The 19,793-nt window shown below is 21.6% G+C and carries 24 protein-coding genes, 3 tRNA genes and 1 other RNA gene; 16 read left to right on the top strand and 12 right to left on the bottom strand.

Annotation, left to right across the window (positions count from 1 at the left end; all coding sequences use genetic code 11):
- Positions 1–3: 3 nt before the first annotated feature.
- Both H0H33_RS00635 and H0H33_RS00630 read right to left on the bottom strand, forming a co-directional pair.
- A tRNA-Leu gene (locus H0H33_RS00635) sits at positions 4–93 on the bottom strand.
- Between the two features lie 27 nt (positions 94–120).
- Positions 121–438 (bottom strand): deaminase, encoded by a 318-nt coding sequence (locus H0H33_RS00630; protein ID WP_317167115.1) that lies wholly within the window; start codon positions 436–438, stop codon positions 121–123.
- A 142-nt stretch (positions 439–580) separates the two neighbouring features.
- On the opposite strand from H0H33_RS00630, the gene H0H33_RS00625 reads away from it, so the two are divergent.
- A complete protein-coding gene (locus H0H33_RS00625) occupies positions 581–1,363 on the top strand; it encodes an RNA methyltransferase (RefSeq protein WP_185877992.1) in 783 nt (260 codons plus the stop codon).
- Between the two features lie 5 nt (positions 1,364–1,368).
- Here the strand turns inward: H0H33_RS00625 and H0H33_RS00620 are convergent, their stop codons facing one another.
- Complete coding sequence (locus H0H33_RS00620; protein ID WP_185877991.1) at positions 1,369–1,842, bottom strand: ribonuclease H family protein; 474 nt, start codon at positions 1,840–1,842, stop codon at positions 1,369–1,371.
- A 13-nt stretch (positions 1,843–1,855) separates the two neighbouring features.
- Entirely contained in the window at positions 1,856–2,623 is a 768-nt protein-coding gene (locus tag H0H33_RS00615; protein WP_185877990.1) for a lysophospholipid acyltransferase family protein, read from the bottom strand.
- Positions 2,624–2,775: 152 nt separating this feature from the next.
- Between H0H33_RS00615 and fbp the strand changes: the two genes are divergently transcribed.
- From fbp to H0H33_RS02925, 3 genes are read left to right on the top strand one after another with little or no spacing between them, the layout of a single operon-like run.
- Positions 2,776–3,771, top strand: coding sequence for a class 1 fructose-bisphosphatase (fbp, locus tag H0H33_RS00610; protein WP_185877989.1), 996 nt, complete (start codon positions 2,776–2,778; stop codon positions 3,769–3,771).
- A complete protein-coding gene (locus H0H33_RS00605; protein ID WP_185877988.1) occupies positions 3,761–3,955 on the top strand; it encodes a hypothetical protein in 195 nt (64 codons plus the stop codon). Before fbp ends, H0H33_RS00605 begins: the two co-directional genes overlap by 11 nt.
- Positions 3,925–4,125, top strand: a complete 201-nt coding sequence (locus H0H33_RS02925) for a ribonuclease P protein component (RefSeq protein WP_185878143.1) — start codon at positions 3,925–3,927, stop codon at positions 4,123–4,125. Before H0H33_RS00605 ends, H0H33_RS02925 begins: the two co-directional genes overlap by 31 nt.
- Here the strand turns inward: H0H33_RS02925 and H0H33_RS00595 are convergent.
- Complete coding sequence (locus H0H33_RS00595; protein ID WP_185877987.1) at positions 4,114–4,686, bottom strand: MarC family protein; 573 nt, start codon at positions 4,684–4,686, stop codon at positions 4,114–4,116. The two genes, H0H33_RS02925 and H0H33_RS00595, sit on opposite strands and share 12 nt — an antisense overlap.
- Before the next feature lie 102 nt (positions 4,687–4,788).
- A complete protein-coding gene (pyrE, locus tag H0H33_RS00590) occupies positions 4,789–6,141 on the bottom strand; it encodes an orotate phosphoribosyltransferase (protein ID WP_185877986.1) in 1,353 nt (450 codons plus the stop codon).
- 72 nt (positions 6,142–6,213) lie between these two features.
- On the opposite strand from pyrE, the gene H0H33_RS00585 reads away from it, so the two are divergent.
- Positions 6,214–7,155 (top strand): dihydroorotate oxidase, encoded by a 942-nt coding sequence (locus H0H33_RS00585; RefSeq protein ID WP_185877985.1) that lies wholly within the window; start codon positions 6,214–6,216, stop codon positions 7,153–7,155.
- Between the two features lie 10 nt (positions 7,156–7,165).
- Here H0H33_RS00585 and proS read toward each other — a convergent pair whose 3' ends face one another.
- On the bottom strand, positions 7,166–8,641 hold the full coding sequence (proS, locus tag H0H33_RS00580; protein ID WP_185877984.1) for a proline--tRNA ligase: 1,476 nt from the start codon (positions 8,639–8,641) through the stop codon (positions 7,166–7,168).
- A 99-nt stretch (positions 8,642–8,740) separates the two neighbouring features.
- On the opposite strand from proS, the gene rpmF reads away from it, so the two are divergent.
- The 3 genes from rpmF to accC are packed head-to-tail and all read left to right on the top strand — an operon-like array spanning position 8,741 to position 10,728.
- Positions 8,741–8,923, top strand: coding sequence for a 50S ribosomal protein L32 (gene rpmF, locus H0H33_RS00575; protein WP_185877983.1), 183 nt, complete (start codon positions 8,741–8,743; stop codon positions 8,921–8,923).
- 34 nt (positions 8,924–8,957) lie between these two features.
- Positions 8,958–9,395 (top strand): acetyl-CoA carboxylase biotin carboxyl carrier protein, encoded by a 438-nt coding sequence (gene accB / locus H0H33_RS00570; RefSeq protein WP_317167113.1) that lies wholly within the window; start codon positions 8,958–8,960, stop codon positions 9,393–9,395.
- A gap of 1 nt (position 9,396) precedes the next feature.
- On the top strand, positions 9,397–10,728 hold the full coding sequence (gene accC / locus H0H33_RS00565; protein WP_185877981.1) for an acetyl-CoA carboxylase biotin carboxylase subunit: 1,332 nt from the start codon (positions 9,397–9,399) through the stop codon (positions 10,726–10,728).
- Between the two features lie 5 nt (positions 10,729–10,733).
- Here the strand turns inward: accC and H0H33_RS00560 are convergent, their stop codons facing one another.
- Both H0H33_RS00560 and H0H33_RS00555 read right to left on the bottom strand, forming a co-directional pair.
- Positions 10,734–11,831, bottom strand: coding sequence for a peptide chain release factor 1 (locus H0H33_RS00560; RefSeq protein ID WP_185877980.1), 1,098 nt, complete (start codon positions 11,829–11,831; stop codon positions 10,734–10,736).
- Positions 11,831–12,238, bottom strand: coding sequence for a DUF4293 family protein (locus H0H33_RS00555; RefSeq protein ID WP_185877979.1), 408 nt, complete (start codon positions 12,236–12,238; stop codon positions 11,831–11,833). Before H0H33_RS00555 ends, H0H33_RS00560 begins: the two co-directional genes overlap by 1 nt.
- A 132-nt stretch (positions 12,239–12,370) precedes the next feature.
- Between H0H33_RS00555 and rho the strand changes: the two genes are divergently transcribed.
- The 3 genes from rho to H0H33_RS00540 all read left to right on the top strand — a co-directional run bounded on the left by rho (position 12,371) and on the right by H0H33_RS00540 (position 15,216).
- Positions 12,371–13,909, top strand: a complete 1,539-nt coding sequence (rho, locus tag H0H33_RS00550; protein WP_185877978.1) for a transcription termination factor Rho — start codon at positions 12,371–12,373, stop codon at positions 13,907–13,909.
- 45 nt (positions 13,910–13,954) lie between these two features.
- Positions 13,955–14,027, top strand: a tRNA-Met gene (locus H0H33_RS00545).
- Positions 14,028–14,124: 97 nt separating this feature from the next.
- Positions 14,125–15,216: a DNA recombination protein RmuC gene (locus H0H33_RS00540; RefSeq protein ID WP_238785613.1), complete on the top strand. Its 1,092-nt coding sequence runs from the start codon at positions 14,125–14,127 to the stop codon at positions 15,214–15,216.
- A 9-nt stretch (positions 15,217–15,225) separates the two neighbouring features.
- On the opposite strand, the gene H0H33_RS00535 is transcribed toward H0H33_RS00540, so the two are convergent.
- From H0H33_RS00535 to H0H33_RS00525, 3 genes are all read right to left on the bottom strand, one after another.
- Positions 15,226–15,311: transfer RNA gene (locus H0H33_RS00535), tRNA-Ser, on the bottom strand.
- A 3-nt stretch (positions 15,312–15,314) separates the two neighbouring features.
- An RNA gene (rnpB, locus tag H0H33_RS00530) (RNase P RNA component class A) lies at positions 15,315–15,625 on the bottom strand.
- A gap of 6 nt (positions 15,626–15,631) precedes the next feature.
- Positions 15,632–16,336, bottom strand: coding sequence for a YebC/PmpR family DNA-binding transcriptional regulator (locus H0H33_RS00525; protein WP_185877976.1), 705 nt, complete (start codon positions 16,334–16,336; stop codon positions 15,632–15,634).
- A 101-nt stretch (positions 16,337–16,437) separates the two neighbouring features.
- On the opposite strand from H0H33_RS00525, the gene rpmB reads away from it, so the two are divergent.
- Genes rpmB through htpG form a run of 5 tightly spaced genes read left to right on the top strand, consistent with a single transcriptional unit; the run spans position 16,438 to position 19,788 of the window.
- A complete protein-coding gene (gene rpmB, locus H0H33_RS00520) occupies positions 16,438–16,674 on the top strand; it encodes a 50S ribosomal protein L28 (RefSeq protein WP_185877975.1) in 237 nt (78 codons plus the stop codon).
- On the top strand, positions 16,655–16,837 hold the full coding sequence (gene rpmG, locus H0H33_RS00515; protein ID WP_185877974.1) for a 50S ribosomal protein L33: 183 nt from the start codon (positions 16,655–16,657) through the stop codon (positions 16,835–16,837). Before rpmB ends, rpmG begins: the two co-directional genes overlap by 20 nt.
- Positions 16,838–16,863: 26 nt before the next feature.
- Positions 16,864–17,034 carry a hypothetical protein gene (locus H0H33_RS00510; RefSeq protein WP_185877973.1) on the top strand — a complete coding sequence of 57 codons (171 nt, stop codon included), beginning with the start codon at positions 16,864–16,866 and terminating at the stop codon, positions 17,032–17,034.
- Positions 17,015–17,917 (top strand): signal recognition particle-docking protein FtsY, encoded by a 903-nt coding sequence (ftsY, locus tag H0H33_RS00505; RefSeq protein ID WP_185877972.1) that lies wholly within the window; start codon positions 17,015–17,017, stop codon positions 17,915–17,917. The genes H0H33_RS00510 and ftsY overlap by 20 nt, the downstream gene beginning before the upstream one ends.
- A gap of 26 nt (positions 17,918–17,943) precedes the next feature.
- Positions 17,944–19,788, top strand: a complete 1,845-nt coding sequence (htpG, locus tag H0H33_RS00500) for a molecular chaperone HtpG (RefSeq protein ID WP_185877971.1) — start codon at positions 17,944–17,946, stop codon at positions 19,786–19,788.
- Positions 19,789–19,793 lie beyond the last annotated feature (5 nt).

Genomic DNA, 19,793 nt, shown 5'->3' with positions numbered 1-19,793 from the left:
AAATACCCAAGGCGGGATTCGAACCCGCATGATATTATAAAAAATCATTGGATTTTGAGTCCAACGCGTATACCTTAATTTCGCCACTTGGGTATGAATATTAGTAATGATTGATATCAATTAATGAGGAAAACATTTATATATACATTTAATATATAACGATTTTTTTTTCAAAAATTCTGTACCATCATTATCATTCAATATATTTAAAAATATAACTTTTTTTATTTTAGATAAATAAATAAGTTTACTACATTCCTTACACGGAGAATGTGTTATATAAATCGATGCATTTTTACATGAAAAAAAAGATGATGAATATGTTAATTTTAATATTGCATCTGCTTCTGCATGTATAATATACCATTTAGTGTTTCCATTAAAATCTTCACATTCATTATCATTTTTAATTGGATTTTTATTATATCCATTAGATATTATTTTTCCATTATTTACTATAATGGCTCCTACTTTTTTTTTTTACAAAAAGAAAATTTTGATTGTTCAACAGCTAGTTTCATATATTCTATATCATTTTTTTTATCTATGTTCATCATAACATTTAATATGTATAATTATTATGAAAAAAATATACAGTATTCATAATACTAAAATAAAAAATTTAAAAAAAAAAATAAAAAAAAATTTTTTCCTTGTAGAAGGATTAAGAGAATTTAATATGGCTGTTAAAGGTGGATTTAAACCATTAGAGATATTTATTTTTAAAAAAATATTTACAGAATTTAATTTACTTAAAAAGTATAAAAATATATTTATAATAGAAAAAAAAATTTTTAAAAAATTAGCATATAGAGATAATTCTGATGGAATTATTGCTTTATTTAAAGAAAAAAAAATTAATAATTTGAAAAATATTAATAATGTTCATAATAATATTATTATTCTTATATTAGATGGGCTAGAAAAGCCTGGTAATATAGGAGCTATATTAAGGATAGCAGAATCTATTAAATTTTATATGATCATATTATGTAATATAAAAACTTATATTTTTAATTCTAATATAATTAGATGTAGTCTAGGAAGTGTTTTTACAAATAATATTATAATAGATAAAACTGATTCTATTATTTCTTGGATAAAAAAAAATAAAATTCAGATTTTTGTATCTGGACTTTGTAAAAAGTCAGAAAATTTATATAAAATAAATTTTTCACGTTATAAAAAGATATCTATAGTTTTTGGATCTGAAAATAAAGGTGTATCCAAAATTTGGATAAATAACTCTGATAAAATTATAAATATTCCTATGTTTGGTAAAATAGATTCATTAAATGTCAGTAATGCTATGTCTATTATTTCGTACGAAATTGTTAGACAAAAGATGTATATAAAGAATTAATTTAATTATTTACTAATTTTTTCATATATATGATCAATTTTTAGATTGATTTTTTTAGAAGCTGTTTTAGATAATCGATCACAATAATCATTACAAAAATTATTGTTATGTGATTTTATCCATTGAAATGATATTGAGTTTATCAAAAATAATTTAATAAATATTTTCCATAAATCTATATTTTTTTTTTTATGAAAATTATTTTTTTCCCAATGAAATATTCTATTTTTTTGAACAGAATCTATAATATATTTAGAATCAGTAAATATAATAATATTATTTTTTATTTTTATTTTTTTTAATCCTTCTATTATAGCAAGTAATTCCATTCTGTTGTTCGTAGTATAACGAAAACCTTCAGATAAAATTTTTTTAGAATAAAAATTTTTAAAAAATATTTCAATAAAAACTCCATATCCCCCAGGACCTGGATTACCCTTAGAAGATCCATCTGTATAAATATGAATTATTTTTTTCACAAGTTTTTTTTTATTAATTCACATATTTTTTTTCGTAAAAGACTTTTAATTGATTTTTAATTATATCAAAACATTTTTTTTTTAAAAAATTTTTATCTTTTAAAGATAAGTTTCTAGTTGAAATAGAATGATGTTGTTTTATTCTTATTTTTCCTGGGGCACCTTTTATAACAAAAAAACTAGGAAATTTTGTTTTTATATCAGCTATAGTAAAAGGTACAATAGGTAATTTATTTAAAATGGCAACAAAAAATGCTCCTTTTTTAAAAGGATTTAAATATATTGAGTGTTTTTTATTTAAAACTCCACCTTCTGGAAAAATACAAATACTTTTTCCGCAATTTATTTTCTTCTGTATTTGTTTAAATACATTAACACAACTGGATATGTTATCTCTTTCTATAAGAATATTACTTTTCCTATAAACAAATCCAAAAATTGGGATTTTTGATAATTCCGATTTTCCTACGAAAACTAATGGATGATTTCTCATTATAGAAAAAATTAACATTATATCTATGATAGAAGTATGGTTACTAATTATCATATATTGTTTATTATTATCTAATATTTCTTTTTCTTTATCTAAAATATACCAAAATCCCATTAGTAATAAATTACTTCTAGCCCACATTTGATGAAACCAATATGCAATATGATAATATTTTTCATTAAATAAAAAAGGAATTGATGCACCTGCCCATAACGGAATTAAAAATATGTTAATAATAAAAAACCATATTCTCCATAATAATATAAATGGTAATTTTATAAATTTCATTATGATTTCATTAGTTATTATTATTTATTTAAAAAATTAAACTAAATAAAAATAAAATTTTTATTAATAAAAAGTTAATTGATTATACTATATTTTTTTAAAAAAAGTTTGATCTTTATATCAAATTTTTTCTATATCTTAAAATAAATGTAATGTATACATTAGGAGAATTTATTATAGATAATAAAAAATATTTTTCTCATTCTATTGAGTCATTATTACGTTTATTTAGTGCTATTAAATTAGCAGCTAAGGCGGTTCATAAAGAAGTAAATAAGGCTGGATTAACTAAAAATATTGGTAGTTCAGGAAAAACAAATATTCAAGGAGAACAACAACAAAAATTAGATTTTTTTGCTCATAACATTTTTATAAATTCTTTAAAAAATAGAGATATAGTTTGTGGAATTGCATCGGAAGAGAGTAAAGATTTTATAATAATTAATAAAAAAGAAAATATAAAAGATAAATATATTGTGTTAATAGATCCACTTGATGGTTCCTCTAATATCGATGTAAATGTACCTATTGGTACTATATTTTCAGTATATAAAAGTAAATATAATAATGATTTTTTAACAATAGATGATTTTTTACAAAATGGATCTAAACAAATCCTTGCAGGATATATTATTTATGGATCATCCACTATATTAGTTTATACTACAGGAAATGGCGTACATGGGTTTACTTTGGATCCATCAATTGGTACATTTTATTTATCTCATCCTGATCTAATGTTTCCAGATGAAAATAAAATTTATTCTATTAATGATGGTAATTATATTAAATTTTCTAATGGAATAAAAAAATATATAAAATATTGTCAAAAAGAAAAAAGAAATGGTGGACCATATACAGCAAGATATATAGGGTCTTTAGTAGGAGATTTCCATAGAAATATGATTCGAGGTGGAATATATATTTATCCACAAACATCATTACATCCAAAAGGAAAATTAAGATTATTGTATGAGTGTAATCCTATTGCTTTTATTACAGAACAAGCAGGAGGAAAAGCCAGTAATGGGTATAAAAGAATTTTAGAAATTGAACCTATTGATTTACATCAAAGAACTCCATTTATATGTGGGCCAATGAATATGGTTTCTAAATTAGAGAATTTTATAAAAAATTATGATGAATAAAATAAAAGTAAAAAAAAATTTTTTTAATTTAGTTATGAAAAATGGAATATATATATATATATATCCTATTTTTTCAATATTTTATTTTGAAAATTTTTATTATATCAATAAACATTCAATTAATTTAATAGGGATTTTAATAAAAAAAAAAAAATTAAAAAATCTGTTGATAGAAATAGAATAAGGAGAATAGTTAGATCTTCTTTTTTTAAAAATGAATTAATATTAAAAAAATTTTTTAATAAAAAGATCTATGTAATCATCTATTACAAATCGTCAATAATTCACAAATATAAGGATATAGATAATTCAATTAAAAATATATTTAATTCAAAAAAATTATTATTGAAATAATATTACTGCATTTGCTCCAAAAATTTTTACAGAAAAAGCTAATAAAATAATCCCGAATATTTTTTTTAAAACATCCAGTCCATTATTTCCTATTTTTTTAGCTATAAAATCACATTTATCAATAACAAAATAAACAACTATCATATTCAGTAATAAAGATAAAATTATAATTGTATTATCATAAGTTGCCCTCAACGATACTAATGTAGTTAATGAACCGGGACCAGCAATCAGTGGAAATGCAATAGGAACTATAGATGTTTGTGTATTTTTTGATACTTTATGAAAATCTACTCCCAATATCATTTCTATTCCTATTAAAAATAAAACAATAGATCCAGCAACAGAAAAAGAATGTATATCTATACCTATAATTTTTAATATAGGTTGACCTAGAAATAAAAATGATAAAAAAATAATTAATGAAGTAATTATAACTTTTTTAGTATCTATAATATTTCCTTTAGATTTAAACCCCATAATAATCGGAGCGTTTCCTAATATATCTATGATACTAAATAGTATCATAAAACAACTAATTAATGAATTAATCCATTTCATATCTATAAAGATTCAATCAATATTAATCATAATACAAATTAAATATTTTTATAATCAGTTTAATTAATTTTTATTTAAAAAAAATTTTATATAATTATATATTCATAATACAGATTCATATGCGTTCCATGCTATACTTCTATATTCTTCAATAGTTTTTACTGGATCAATAGATTTATATATAGCTTTTCCTATAATAATAAAATCACTATAATATTTTTTAAATACTATGTTAGGATGTGTATAATTATTTCTATCATTATTAGATAATTGAATTCCAGGAGTAAATAATAATAACCTATTATCTACTTTTCTTTGAGCAACAGTGCCAATAACTTTTGGATTATTTAATGATATATTTAATACTTTTCTTATATAATTATCGTCAAGTAATTGTCCAATTGAAGACATTTCTGAAATAGTAATTAATCCTATATTAGATGGTAAATCTAGATTTTTAATACTATGTTCACCAGCTATGACATGAACAGTTATAATATCTATCCAAGATAAAATTTTATGTACTCCATTATGGAGTTGAAGAAAATTTGTAGAATTTATATCACATAGTTTTTTATCTTCTAATAAAAGAAATTCTTTTTTTATAGATAATTTTTTAATAGTATTTATAAATGAAAATGAAAAATCATTAATTATGTCTGAATGTAATTTTATTCCACAAACTTTATCTCCAATTAAACTAACCAATTCTAATATTTTTTCAGAATAAACTAAATCTAATGAAACGATTAAATTACTTTTTTTTTTTAACGTTATATCAATTAATTTTTTTCCTATTAAATGTGATATATTTTTCTTTTTCTCTTCATAAGAAATTTTTTTAATTTGATCTTTCTTGTTTTTATTCTTTATAAAAAAATATAGATAATCAATTTTTTTTTTGTCTAGAATATCATTATCATTTAATATATTAATAACTTCTTTTATTCGAAATAAGGATTGTATTTTATAACCTACATTTTTTATATTATCTATTCCTCCTTGTTCTCTATCTAAAATTGATATTATATTTTTTATTATTAATCCTTCTTTTTCTATATCTACTATAGTTTTTAATAAACTATCTCCACTTGTAATAACATCTTCTATTAATAAACAATTTTGTCCTTTTTTATAAATTCCTTCAATCATTTGTTTAGTTCCATATCCTTTATTTTCTTTTCTTTTGATTATTAGTGGTATGTTAGTTATTAAAGATAATGCTGTTGCTATAGGTAAAGCTGCGTAAGGTACACCACATATTAATTCAAATTTATTAGATGGAACTAATTCTAATAAAAGATGTGATAATTCTATTAATAATTTTGGTTTAGAAGCTATTGGTCTAAAATCAATATATATAGGAGAATTTATTCCACTTTTTAATGTAAAATTTCCAAATTTTATAATTCCTAAATTATATATACTTAAAAAAAATTTTTTTTTTTTTTCCATGAAAAATATATTTAAACAAAGTTAAAAAAATTTTATACTTTAATGATTAAAAATATCGTAAATAAATAAGTCATGAAAAAAATAGATATTTCCACCAAAATTAATAATATAAAATTATCATCATGTATTATGAACGCATCTGGAGCATTATGTAGAACAGAAAAAGAATTATCTAATCTATTAGATAGTTCTTCTGGAGCATTAGTAACAAAAAGTTGTACTACAAATTTAAGAGATGGTAATAAAAAACCAAGATATTTTGAATGGAATATTGGAAGTATTAATTCAATGGGATTACCAAATCTTGGAATAGATTTTTACATAGATTTTTTAAAAAAAAAAAAAATTAATAAACCTATTTTTTTATCTATATCTGGATTTTCTTTAAAAGAAAATTATTTTTTAATAAAAAAAGCAAATTTAATATCTAATATTAGTGCTTTAGAAATAAATTTATCTTGTCCAAATATTGTAAATAAAAGAGAAATATTTGGATACAATTTTTTTTATGTATCTAAATTTTTAAAAAATGTATTTAAATTTAATAAAAAACCTTTGGGAATCAAATTACCTCCTTATTTTAATGAAATTCATATAAAAAATATGGCATCTATTATAAATAGATATCCTATTGGATTTATTACATGTGTTAATAGTATTCCAAATGGATTATATGTAAATTCATATACAGAATCTGTGGTAATTAGTCCAAACAATGGTTTTGGTGGTATAGGAGGAAAAATAATTAAACCATTTGCATTATCAAATGTTTCAAAATTTTTTTCTTTTTTGAGAAAAGATATTTCAATAATAGGATGTGGAGGAATTTCTTCTGGACAAGATGTGTTTGATTATATATTGTGTGGGGCTTCTGCAGTACAGGTAGGAACACAATTTATAAAAGAAGGAATATCAATTTTTGATAGATTAAAAAAAGAATTAAAAGAATTTTTAAAAAAAAAAAATTATTTTTCTATAAAACATTTTTTAGGAAATTTAAAAAAAATTTGTTGAAAAATTTTGTTTAATAAGATTTTGAAAAAATAACTCTTTGAGGAGAATATTTTCCAGAATAAATACATTTTCCTTCTTCTTTTCCATAATCAAACGGAATACAACGTATAGTTGCCTCTGTTTTTTTTTGTATTATTTTTCCTGTATCAGATGTACCATCCCAATGAGATAAAATAAATCCTCCAAAATTATTTATATGATCTTTAAATTTTTTAAAACAATCAATCTTAACAATTGATTGTTTAGTTCTATTCAAGGCTTTTTTATAAATATTTTTTTGTATATCATTCAATAAATCCATAATAAATTTAATTAAATTATCATTGTTATCTAATGAATAATAAATCTTTTTACAAGTATCTCTTCTAAAAATCTCTATTTTTTTTTCTTTTATTTCATTTTTTCCAATAACAATTCTTATTGGAACTCCTTTTACTTCATATTCATTAAACTTCCATCCTGGAGAAAATATTTTTCTATTATCATATTTTATTCTTAAATTATTAGTATTCAATGTAGATATTAATTTTTTTACTATTATTTCTATAAATGAATTATTTTTTTCTTCATTATTATAAATTGGAATAATTACAATTTGTACTGGAGCAATTTTGGGAGGTATAATTAATCCCTTATCATCCGAATGTGACATTATTAAACCTCCAATTAATCTAGTGGACATTCCCCAAGATGTAGACCATACATAATCTTTCTTTCCATTATGATTTGTAAATTTTACATGAAAAGCTTTAGAAAAATTTTGTCCTAAAAAATGAGTTGTACCAATTTGTAATGATTTTCCATCTTGCATTAATGCTTCTATACAGTACGTATTTTCTGACCCATGAAATTGGTCCATATACGGTTTTATTCCTTTTATTACCGGTATTGCCATAAAATCTTTCAAAAAATTTGTGTAAATATTCAATATATTTTTTACCTCAATTATTGCTTCATTTTTAGAAGAATGCGCAGTATGTCCTTCTTGCCATAAAAATTCGGATGTTCTAATAAATAATTTTGTCCGCATTTCCCATCTTATTGCATTACCCCATTGATTTAATAAAATAGGTAAATCTTTATAAGATTGTATCCATTTTTTATATGTATTCCAGATAATACTTTCAGAAGTAGGTCTAATTACTAATTCTTCTTTTAATTTAGATTTAAAATCAATAATTAATTGATCATTATTTTTTTTTATTCTAGAATGTGTAACAACAGCACATCCATCAGAAAAAAAATTAGTATGTTTTTTTTCTTTTGAAAAAATAGATTTAGATATTAAAAGTGGAAAATAAATATTTTGATGTCCTGATTCTTTTAATATTTTATCTAATTCACATTTTATTATTTCCCATAATGAATATCCATATGGTTTTATTACCATAAATCCACGTATACCTGAAAATTCAGCTAAACCAGATTTATGAATTATTTCATTATACCATTCAGAATAATTTTTATTCCTTTTATTATTTATCATAATAGGTTTAAATCGATATTAAAAATTTTTATTTTTTTTATTATCGTTTTAAGAAATGTATGAATTAAAATATAAATTAGTATTAAAATTAATATAATTATGGCACATCCAAAAAGAAAAAAATCTAAATCTAAAAGAAATAATCGAAGAATGCATATAAAATTAAAATTACCATTATTAAAAAAATGTTTAATTACTAATCAAATACATTTGTATCACCATGCTTATTGGTTAGATAAAAAATTATATTATAAAGGAAAAATAGTATATGAAAAAAAATAAATAAAAAAAATGACATTATCATATGGATCTTAATATGATTAAATCCCTTATTCAAATAGTTTCTAAATCAAATATAAATGAAATAAAAATTCAAATAGGAGAAATAAAAATTTATATAAAAAATAAAAAAAATAATTTTAAAAAAAATAAATATCATACAATAAATAAATCTTTTTTTAAAGATCATCAAAAAGAAAATAATAAAAAATCAGAAGTAAAACACAAAAATTTAGTTACAATAAGATCTCCTATCATAGGAACATTTTACAGAAAACCTCATCCAAATAAGGAACCTTTTGTCGAAGTAGGAGATATAATTAAAATAGGAATGAAGATCTGTATTATAGAAGCTATGAAATTATTTAATAATGTAGAATCTGAAGTAAATGGAAAATTATTAAAAATTTTTGTAGAAGACGCTACACCTGTTGATTATGATCAACCTTTATTTCTTTTAGAAACTGATTATTAAAATGTCAATAAAAATATTAATAGCTAATAGAGGTGAAATAGCTTTGCGTATAATAAGAACAGTTAAAGAAATGGGATTAAAAACAGTTGCAATTTATTCTACTGCAGATAAGTATGGTTTACATGTTCATTTTGCGGATGAGGCTGTTTGTATAGGACCTCCTGATCCAAAAAAATCTTATTTGAATATTCCTAATATAATTTCTGCAGCAGAAATTACAAATTCTGATGCTATTCATCCTGGATATGGTTTTCTCTCTGAGAGTGCATATTTTTCATCTATGTGTAATAAACATGGAATTAAATTTATTGGTGCTCAACCTAATCACATGATGAAAATGGCTAATAAAATTTATGCAAAAAAAACAATGATGAAAGCTGGTATTCATTGTATTCCTGGAACTAATTGTTTTATTAATTCTTCTTATAAGGACGTAGAAAAAATAGCTGATAAAATAGGATATCCTATTATTATAAAATCTGTATATGGAGGTGGAGGAAAAGGAATAAGATCTGTTTTTGAAAAAAATGATTTAAAAATATGTTGGGGAGAAGCAAAAAAAGAATCTTTATCCTTTTTTGGAAAAAAAGATGTTTATATAGAAAAATTAATAATCGATCCTAGGCATATTGAAATCCAAATAATGGGAGATTCTTATGGAAATATTTGTCATTTATCCGAAAGAGATTGTTCTATTCAAAGAAGAAATCAAAAATTATTGGAAGAAACTCCATCACCGTTTATTACACCCTATTTAAGAAAAAAAATGGGTGAAAAATCAATAAAGGCAGCTGAATTTATTCATTACGAAGGAATAGGAACTATAGAATTTTTAGTAGATAAAAATAAAAATTTTTATTTCATGGAAATGAATCCAAGGATTCAAGTAGAACATCCTATAACAGAAGAAACTGTAGGCATTGATTTAGTTCAAGAACAAATATCAATAGCATATGGAAAAAAATTATCGAAAAAAAATTATTATCCTAAAATGTGTTCAATAGAATGTAGAATAAATGCTGAAGACCCTAGTAATAATTTTAGACCATCTCCTGGAAAAATAACTCAACTTCATTTTCCAGGGGGGAAAGGAGTAAGAATTGATACTCATATATACTCAGGTTATTATATTTCACATTATTATGATTCTATGATAGCAAAACTTATTTCAACAGAAAAAAATAGAGAAAAAGCAATAAAAAAAATGCATAGATGCTTAGATGAATTTGTAATTGAAGGAATCCATACTAGCATACAATTTCAAAAAAATTTAATACAAAATAATGATTTTATGAAAGGAGATTATAATACAAATTTTATAAAAAAAATTTAGAATTTTTATAGAAATTTTAATTTATTTTCTTCTATTCTTAATGCATTAATCATTTCTTGAATATTTCCATTCATAAATTCATTAAGATTATGAATAGATTTATGTATTCTATGATCCGTAACTCTATTATTATGATAATTATAAGTTCGTATTTTTACGGATCTATCTCCTGTTAAAATTAATGATTTTCTCTTCGTAGATATATCTTTTAATCTTTTTTCTATTTCATTATTATATATTTTTGATTTTAAAACCATCATTGCTTTTTCAAAATTTTTATGTTGAGAACGTTCTTCTTGACATTCTACTTTAATATTACTCGGTAAATGAACAAGTCTAACTGCGGATTCTGTTTTATTTACATGTTGTCCTCCTGCTCCACTAGATCTAAAAGTATATTTTTTTATATCTACTGGATTAATAGATATTTCTATATTTTCTACTTTTGGTAAAACTGCTATTGTTATTGCAGAAGTATGTAATCTTCCTTGAGATTCAGTTTTTGGGATTCTTTGTACTCTATGTACTCCAGATTCAAATTTAAGATTTCCATATATTTCATGTTTTTTGTTTTTGCTATATACATCTATTATTACTTCCTTATATCCTTTAGTTCCTTGTTGATAATTAATAATTTTATATCCCCAATTTACTTTTTTAAAGTACATAATGTACATTCTTAATATATCTTCTACAAATAAACAAGCTTCATCTCCACCTGTTCCAGATCTTATTTCTAAGATCACATTTCTATAGTTATCTTTTTTTATTTTTTTATATTTTATTTTTTCACATAATTTGTTTTTAATACATTCTAATTTTTTAACTAAATTAATCTTTTCTGTTATTGCAAATTTTATAATTTCTTTATCTGAATCATTTTTTATAATAAAATCAGCTTCTTTTAAAAAATCAATTTTTTTTTTAAATTCATTATAAAGAAGAAATATTTTTTCTAATTCATTATATTTTTCTATTAGAAACTTATATTTTTTTTTATCAGATAAAATATTAGGTTGTATAATACTCTTAGAAATTTTTAAAAATTCATTTTTATAAATTTCTAATTTTTTAATAAAAATTTCATATTTTTTTATTTTCATTATCGTATTCTATTAATAGAATCAATAATTTTCATTTCTTTTTTAAGAGTACGATTTGTTATATATAAAAGTATATTAGATGAAAATAAAAATAAAATTAAAGAAAAATTAATTTTTTTTGCATCAAAAAAGTAACTGTAAAATTCACTATCTAAAAAAAATAAAATAATTAAAAAACTAACAGTATTTAAAATAATATTAATATTATTTAATATTAACTGTATTTTTCTTTTTTTAAATAAAATAATACTGGATAATGATAAAATTATACACAATATCGTTAATGACATAGATAAAGCTTGTAATCTATTATATCTTATTATTCTATTATTTAATAAAAAAGATATAGAAAAAGAATAAAATAAAATTGATATTGATAAATATAATGATTGTATTCTATATAACATAATTCAATAAAATATTTAATATTTTAATAATTTAAATGATTTATTTAATTTTTTATTCAAGTTCAATCGAATTTTTTTGTATAATTGTATTTCTCGTTCCTATAATTATTATAAACCTAATCCAATTATTTTATGTTTGATATTACTGAGTTAAAAAGTAAAAAACTTTTTGAATTACAGGAAATTGCGAAATCTTCTGGTTTAAAAAGATGTACTCAATTACGTAAAAATGAATTATTAGAAAAAATAATTTCCACATTGAATAAAAATAAAAAAAATTTTTCAAAAGAAAATAAAATAAAAGAATTTATTAGAAAAAATGTGGAATCAAAAAAATTATTTTTTGAAAAAAAAAATTCAATAAAAGAATTCTCAAAAAAAAAATATAATCCTCAAGAAAATCATGTAAAATTTCAAAAAAAATATAAAAATTTTCCCAATTGGAAAAAATCAGAAAGATATGATAATCCAAAACATAATTCTAATTTTTTTAGTGGAAAAGATAATTTCCACAGAAATACTACTTCTAATAAATATAGAACTCCTGAATATGAATTTGAAGGAATAATTATTAGTGAAGGTGTATTAGAAATCATGCCTGAAAATTATGGTTTTTTAAGATCTTCCGATTTTAATTATTTGTCATCACCTGATGATATATATGTATCTCAATCTCAAATTAGGTTATTTGGAATGAAAACTGGTGATACAATAAGAGGTGAAGTTCGCCCACCTAAAAATGGAGAAAAATATTTTCCATTAATAAAAATTATCGAAATAAATGGAAAAAACCCCTCTTTTGTTAGAGGAAGAAATTCTTTTGAACATTTAACTCCATTATTTCCTAATGAAAAATTTCAATTAGCTGGAAAAAATTCAACTCTTTCAACTAGAATTGTAGATCTTTTTACACCTATAGGAAAAGGACAAAGAGGTATGATTGTTGCTCCTCCAAAAACTGGAAAAACTACTTTATTAAAAGAAATAGCTAATGCTATTGCAGCAAATCATCAAGAAGTATATCTAATAATTTTATTAATTGATGAAAGACCTGAAGAAGTAACAGATATGCAAAGAAGTGTAAGGGGTGAAGTTATTGCATCTACTTTTGATGAACCTGCAGATCGCCATGTTAAAGTAGCAAATATTGTTTTACAAAAAGCAAAAAGAATGGTAGAATGTTCTCACGATGTAGTTATTTTATTAGATTCTATTACAAGATTAGCACGTGCATATAATACTGTGGCTCCAGCTTCTGGAAAAGTATTGTCAGGAGGAGTAGATGCTAATGCATTACATAGACCAAAAAGATTTTTTGGGGCGGCCAGGAACATAGAAAATGGAGGGTCATTATCAATTATTGCAACAGCAATGATTGACACAGGATCTAAAATGGATGAAGTAATTTTTGAAGAATTTAAAGGAACAGGTAATAAAGAACTTCAATTGGATAGAAGGATAGCTAATAAAAGAATATACCCTGCTATTGATTTAGTATCATCAAGTACAAGAAAAGATAATCTTTTATTAGATTCAAATACATTACAAAGAATGTGGATTTTAAGAAAACATCTTTCTGATATGAATTCAGTAGAAGCTATGGAATTTTTAAGATCTAGAATTATAAGAACACAAAACAATGAAGAATTTTTAATATCTATGAATGGATAATAATTTGTTTTTATGAATGGAAAATATTATATTGTTGAAATTGATCGCGGGATGGAGCAGTTGGTAGCTCGTCGGGCTCATAACCCGAAGGTCATAGGTTCGAGTCCTATTCCCGCTATTTATTATTTTATATTTTCTTCATCTTCATTTTTATGTTATATTTAATCTTATCATTATTAATTTTTTTATTTTTTTTAATTTTGTTTTTTATAAAATTGGAATCCTCATTAAGAAATGAATTTATAAACCAAAGAAATGAAATTAAAAATATTTATTTTTATGATAAAGATAGAAATTTAAATTTTTTAACATCATTTAAAAACGAATGGATTCGTACATCCAAAGATTATCAAAATATTTTAAGTAAAGATATAAAATCATATAATCAATCTCAATCCACTAAAATTGATTCTATTTATATTGAACAAAATAAATTTATTGATTTAATGAATAAAAATGTAGAATCAATAAAAAATATTATTACTAACGAACTTAAAGGTTCTATTGATATTCATTTGGGTAGATCATTTAATTTGATTGAAAATCAACTCACCTTTTTACAAAAAGGTTTAGGAGAAATGAAAATTTTGGCAAACGATATAAGTTCTCTAAAAAATACCTTGAATCATGTAAAAATATGTAGTAGTTTCAGTGAGATGCAATTATCTATGTTACTTGAACAAATATTGTCTCCAGGACAATATGCTTCTAATGTAATTACAAGACCTAAAACAAATTATGTTGTAGAATTTGCAATTAAATTTCCTGGAAATGGAGATCATATTATATGGTTACCAATTGATGTTAAATTTCCAAAAGAAACTTACGAAAAACTTCAAAATGCCTATCGTTGTGGATTAAAAAAAAATATTGAAATAGCTAAAAAAAATATGGAATTAGTTTTAAAAAAAATGTCTAAAGATATTAAACATAAATATATTGAACCTCCGAATACTACTGATTTTGCTATACTATTTTTACCTTTTGAAGGAATATACGTAGAAGTGATTAAAAATTCTAGTTTATTAGAAGAATTATTAAAAAAATATAAAACAATTATAGCAGGCCCTTCTACTTTAGCAGTCATATTAAATAGTTTTCAAGTAGGATTTAGAACTTTAGCTATACAAAAACAAACTTCTGAAGTTTGGGATATATTGGAATCTATAAAACAAGAATTTTCAAAATTTGGATATTTACTTAATCAAGCAAAAGATAAACTCAATGGAGCATCTAAAGATATTGATCAATTACTAGGAGTTAGATCAAATTTAATTGAAAAAAAATTTAAAAAATTAGATAATTAATTTTTCTAGCGGAGAGAAAGGGATTCGAACCCTTGATACTTAAATTGTATACACGCTTTCCAGACGTGCGCCTTAAGCCTCTCGGCCATCTCTCCAAAATTTAAGGCAAGGTTATAAGCCGGATTCTGTAAATCATATATTTGATATACCTATCATTTATCTTGAACTTTAGATTACCCTAAAATTTCTATCTGCCTACCCTCCGGAATTAACCGAGCAAGTCTCCGGTTTACATGGCATTTCACCACACAGAGTTTACATGATTTCACTACAGCATTTTTCTGTACTTTCTTTCTGTTGCACTATTCCTCATTTTTTTTATAATGGATGGGGATTACCCATTGTGTTGCTCTATGGTGTCCGGACTTTCCTCATTTTTAAAAAAAAACGCGATAGGTCACCCTGCCTTATTTTTTTATATAATTAAGTTAGAGTATATATTTTTTATATCATTAAATTTTTTAAGTTTTTCGATCAAGTTAATAACTTTTTCTTTATTTTCTTTTTTAATATCTATTAAATGATTAGGTATTCTTATTGATTTAAAATTATATTTTAATTTTAATTTTTCAAGATTATTTTTCATTGTACCAAAATCTTCAAAATTTGTAATAAAATCAATTTTATTATTTTTGTTAAAGATATCATTTGCTCCAAAATCTATTAACATAAGTTCAAAATCTTTTATTGAAAAAATATCTTCTTTTTTTATAGAAAAAATCATTTTTTTAGAAAAAAAATGAGATAAATTTCCATTATTGCATAATTTTCCACCATGTTTGTTAAAACATGTTCTTATGTTAGAAGTAGTTCTAATATTATTATCCGTTATACATTCTATGTATATACAAATTCCATGTATTTTTCCTTCTAAATCTAAATTTTTACAATTATTATTATTTTTAATTAATGATTTTTTAATTATTTTTTCTATTTTATTCTTAGGAATATTTAATAATTTTGCATTATCAATAATTTTTTTTAAATGAAAACTATTAATACCAAATTTTTTTATTATTAAATTAATTTCCCTAATAAATTTAGAAAACTTTTTAGATTTTTTTATATCTTGATTTTGTTTCCTATGTTGTATATTAGTCCATTTACTATGTCCTGACATATTAAATTATTTTTCTTACATTATTATATTAATTTTTAAGTAAATATTATTAGTAATTGTAATTATTTTTTTAATTTAAATTATTTTAAATAATTTGTATTATGTCAAGAATTTGTGAATTAACCGGAAAAAAATCAATGGTTGGAAATAAAATTTCTCATGCAAATAATAAAAATAAACGTCGTTTCAATATAAATTTATTAAAAAAACGTTTTTTTTTATCAAAAAAAAAAAAGTGGATTACTATTAAAATTTGTGCTTCTACAATAAAAATTATTGATAAAATAGGAATAGAAAATGCAATAAAACGTTTTAATTATGGGAAAAAAAGGAAATAGAATACAAGTCATTTTAGAATGTTCTGAACAAAAAAAAACAGGAATTCCTGGTATTTCTAGATATGTTACAACCAAAAATAAAAAAAATAATCCAAATAGAATGCAATTAAAAAAATTTAATCCAATTTTAAAAAAGTATACAATTCATAAAGAAATCAAATAATTTAAATTTTTTTAAAAAATCTTTTTATGGACAAAAAAAATAAAAAAATTGTGTTAGCTATAAAAATGGTAAAATTAGAAACTAAATCTAGTTATAGATTTATAAGTAAAATTTTAATAAAAGATGAAGCAATAAATTTTTTATCAAAAAGTACTTGTAAAAAAAAATTAAATATTAATGAAAAAGATAAAAAATGATAATTTTTTTTATAAAATAAAAAAATTTTTTTTTGATAAAGAAAAAAATATAATAAATAAAAGTGATATTGATCATATAGAAAAAATTTTATTATCTGCAGACATAGGAACAAATATTACTATAAAAATAGTTTCTAATTTAGAAAATAGAATTAAAAATGATAATATTAAAGTAAAAGATTTGAAAATAGTATTAAAAAATGATATATTAAATATTATAAAAAACAAAAATAAAAAATCATTATTAGATAAAATAAAAATATCTAAAAAACCATATGTAATAATGATAATAGGTATTAATGGAGTAGGAAAAACTACAACTATTGGTAAATTATCATTTTTATTAAAACAAAACGGATATAATCCAATTATAGGAGCTTCAGATACATTTCGTGAATCTGCAATAGAACAACTTGAAATATTATCAAATAGATCTAAAGTAGAATTAATAAAACAAAAAATTCATTCGGATCCTGCTTCAGTTTCTTATGATACTATACAAGCTGCAATATCGAGAAAAAAAGATGTTGTATTAATTGATACTGCAGGAAGATTACATAATCGTGTTAATCTTATGAAAGAATTATCAAAAATTGATAAAGTAATAAAAAAATTAATACCCGAAGCTCCTCATGAAACTATTTTGATATTAGATGCTAATACTGGTCAAAACGCTTTTGAACAGACAAAAAATTTTTCTTTTTTTACTAAAATATCTTCTATAATTATAACAAAAATGGACGGATCTGCAAAAGGAGGATTTATATTAAAAATATTAAACGAGTATGATATTCCTATTCAATATATAGGAACAGGAGAAAATTTAAGTGATTTAAAAAAATTTAATGAAGAAATATTTATTGATAAAATTTTAAAAAAATAATATAGTTACAAAATTTTTTATATTCTATGAAAAACAAAATTAGTGTAAATTCTGAAAATATTTTTCCTATAATTAAAAAATTTCTTTATTCAGATAAAGAAATTTTTTTACGTGAATTAATTGCTAATGCAACAGATGCAACTATTAAGTTAAAAATGATATCTAGATTAAATCATATAGATGATTTAATCTCTAATGATTTCAAAATAAAAGTTTTTATTAATAAAAAAAATAAATCATTACATATTGTAGATAATGGAGTTGGCATGAATAAAAAAGAAATAGAAAAATATATTAATCAAATTGCTTTTTCTGGAGCAGAGGAATTTATAAAAAAATATAAAAATTCTTCCATTATTGGTCATTTTGGTTTAGGGTTTTATTCCTCTTTTATGGTTTCAAATAAAGTTGTGATTTTGACTCAATCATATAATAGTAATGATTCATCTATGTTATGGTCATGTGACGGTTCTACAAATTTTTTTATGAAGGAAACTGAAAAAAAAAATAGAGGTACAGAAATTATTTTATATATAGATGATGAAAATAATGAATTTCTTAATTATGATCATGTTTTTAAATTATTGAAAAAATATTGTAAATTCATGCCTATTCCTATTTATCTTTCTTTACATAAAGATGATCAAATTAATGAAAAATCTCGTAAAGTAAATATTATAAATAATGTATCTCCTGCATGGAAAAAAAATCCTAATGAATTAAAAAATAAAGATTATTTAGATTTTCATAAAGAATTATATCCTAGCCAATTAGATGATCCATTATTTTGGGTACATCTAAATATAGATCATCCATTTCATTTAAATGGAATTTTATTTTTTCCAAAAATAGAAAAAAGAATAGATTTACAAAAAGAAAAAATATTTTTATATCAAAATCAAGTTTATGTTACGGATAATTTAGAAGGTATAGTCCCAGATTTTTTAAGTTTATTAAGAGGAGTAATAGATTCACCAGATATACCATTAAACGTATCAAGATCTCATTTACAATCTGATAATTCAGTAAAAAGTATATCTAAATATATAACAAGAAAAGTTTCTGATAAACTATCTTTTTTATTTAAAAATGATAGAAATGATTTTCAAAAAAAATGGGAGGATATAAAAATAATTATAGAATATGGAATGATTAGTGATGACCAATTTTTTAATAAATCAATTGATTTTTTTCTTTTTACAAATATAGATAATGATTTCTTTACTTTAAATGAATTCAAAAAACTTATAGAAGAAAAACAAAAAAATAAAGAAGGAAAAATTATATTTTTATACTCCTCAAATAAAGAACTTCAATTTAGATCAATTAAAGAATCTAAAAATAGAGGATATGAAATTTTATTTTTAAATAGTCCATTATCAGTTCATTTGATACAGAAATTGGAATTGTCTTATAATGATATTTCATTTATTAGAGTTGATTCAGATCATATTGATAAAATAATATTTAGAAAAGATAAAATATCATTTTCTAGTCTTAATGAAGAAGAAAAAAATTTAATAAAAAATTGTATTAATAATCAATTAAAAAATTACGAATTTTCTGTACAATTAGAAGAATTATCTGAAAAAGATCGTCCATTTTTAATAATTATACCAGAATATTTAAGAAGAATAAAAGAAATGAATTCATTAAGAAATATGAATCAAAAAGATCTTGATAAATATCAATTAATTGTAAATATTAATCATCACTTAATAAAAAAAATTTTGCAAGTGAAATCTGAAAAGGAAAAAAACGAAATTATAAAAGAAACATTAAATTTAACTCTAATTTCCAGTAATTTATTAAAAGGAAAAAATTTAGATGATTTTATATCAGATAAATTAACAAAACTAACTTATAGTTAAACTAA

Origin of the sequence: Blattabacterium cuenoti, assembly GCF_014252415.1 — a bacterium.
Classification (GTDB): domain Bacteria; phylum Bacteroidota; class Bacteroidia; order Flavobacteriales; family Blattabacteriaceae; genus Blattabacterium; species Blattabacterium cuenoti_Y.
This window is presented reverse-complemented; position numbering and strand designations above follow the sequence as displayed.

Coding starts and splice junctions, on each gene's coding strand:
- H0H33_RS00625 (WP_185877992.1), top strand. CDS start 581: ATGAAAAAAATATACAGTATTCATAATACTAAAATAAAAAATTTAAAA.
- accB (WP_317167113.1), top strand. CDS start 8,958: ATGATTAAATCCCTTATTCAAATAGTTTCTAAATCAAATATAAATGAA.
- rpmB (WP_185877975.1), top strand. CDS start 16,438: ATGTCAAGAATTTGTGAATTAACCGGAAAAAAATCAATGGTTGGAAAT.
- fbp (WP_185877989.1), top strand. CDS start 2,776: ATGTATACATTAGGAGAATTTATTATAGATAATAAAAAATATTTTTCT.
- rpmF (WP_185877983.1), top strand. CDS start 8,741: ATGGCACATCCAAAAAGAAAAAAATCTAAATCTAAAAGAAATAATCGA.
- H0H33_RS00605 (WP_185877988.1), top strand. CDS start 3,761: ATGATGAATAAAATAAAAGTAAAAAAAAATTTTTTTAATTTAGTTATG.
- ftsY (WP_185877972.1), top strand. CDS start 17,015: ATGAAAAAGATAAAAAATGATAATTTTTTTTATAAAATAAAAAAATTT.
- H0H33_RS00510 (WP_185877973.1), top strand. CDS start 16,864: ATGGACAAAAAAAATAAAAAAATTGTGTTAGCTATAAAAATGGTAAAA.
- H0H33_RS00555 (WP_185877979.1), bottom strand. CDS start 12,238: ATGTTATATAGAATACAATCATTATATTTATCAATATCAATTTTATTT.
- htpG (WP_185877971.1), top strand. CDS start 17,944: ATGAAAAACAAAATTAGTGTAAATTCTGAAAATATTTTTCCTATAATT.
- H0H33_RS00595 (WP_185877987.1), bottom strand. CDS start 4,686: ATGAAATGGATTAATTCATTAATTAGTTGTTTTATGATACTATTTAGT.
- rho (WP_185877978.1), top strand. CDS start 12,371: ATGTTTGATATTACTGAGTTAAAAAGTAAAAAACTTTTTGAATTACAG.
- pyrE (WP_185877986.1), bottom strand. CDS start 6,141: ATGGAAAAAAAAAAAAAATTTTTTTTAAGTATATATAATTTAGGAATT.
- H0H33_RS00585 (WP_185877985.1), top strand. CDS start 6,214: ATGAAAAAAATAGATATTTCCACCAAAATTAATAATATAAAATTATCA.
- accC (WP_185877981.1), top strand. CDS start 9,397: ATGTCAATAAAAATATTAATAGCTAATAGAGGTGAAATAGCTTTGCGT.
- H0H33_RS00615 (WP_185877990.1), bottom strand. CDS start 2,623: ATGAAATTTATAAAATTACCATTTATATTATTATGGAGAATATGGTTT.
- H0H33_RS00560 (WP_185877980.1), bottom strand. CDS start 11,831: ATGAAAATAAAAAAATATGAAATTTTTATTAAAAAATTAGAAATTTAT.
- rpmG (WP_185877974.1), top strand. CDS start 16,655: ATGGGAAAAAAAGGAAATAGAATACAAGTCATTTTAGAATGTTCTGAA.
- proS (WP_185877984.1), bottom strand. CDS start 8,641: ATGATAAATAATAAAAGGAATAAAAATTATTCTGAATGGTATAATGAA.
- H0H33_RS00525 (WP_185877976.1), bottom strand. CDS start 16,336: ATGTCAGGACATAGTAAATGGACTAATATACAACATAGGAAACAAAAT.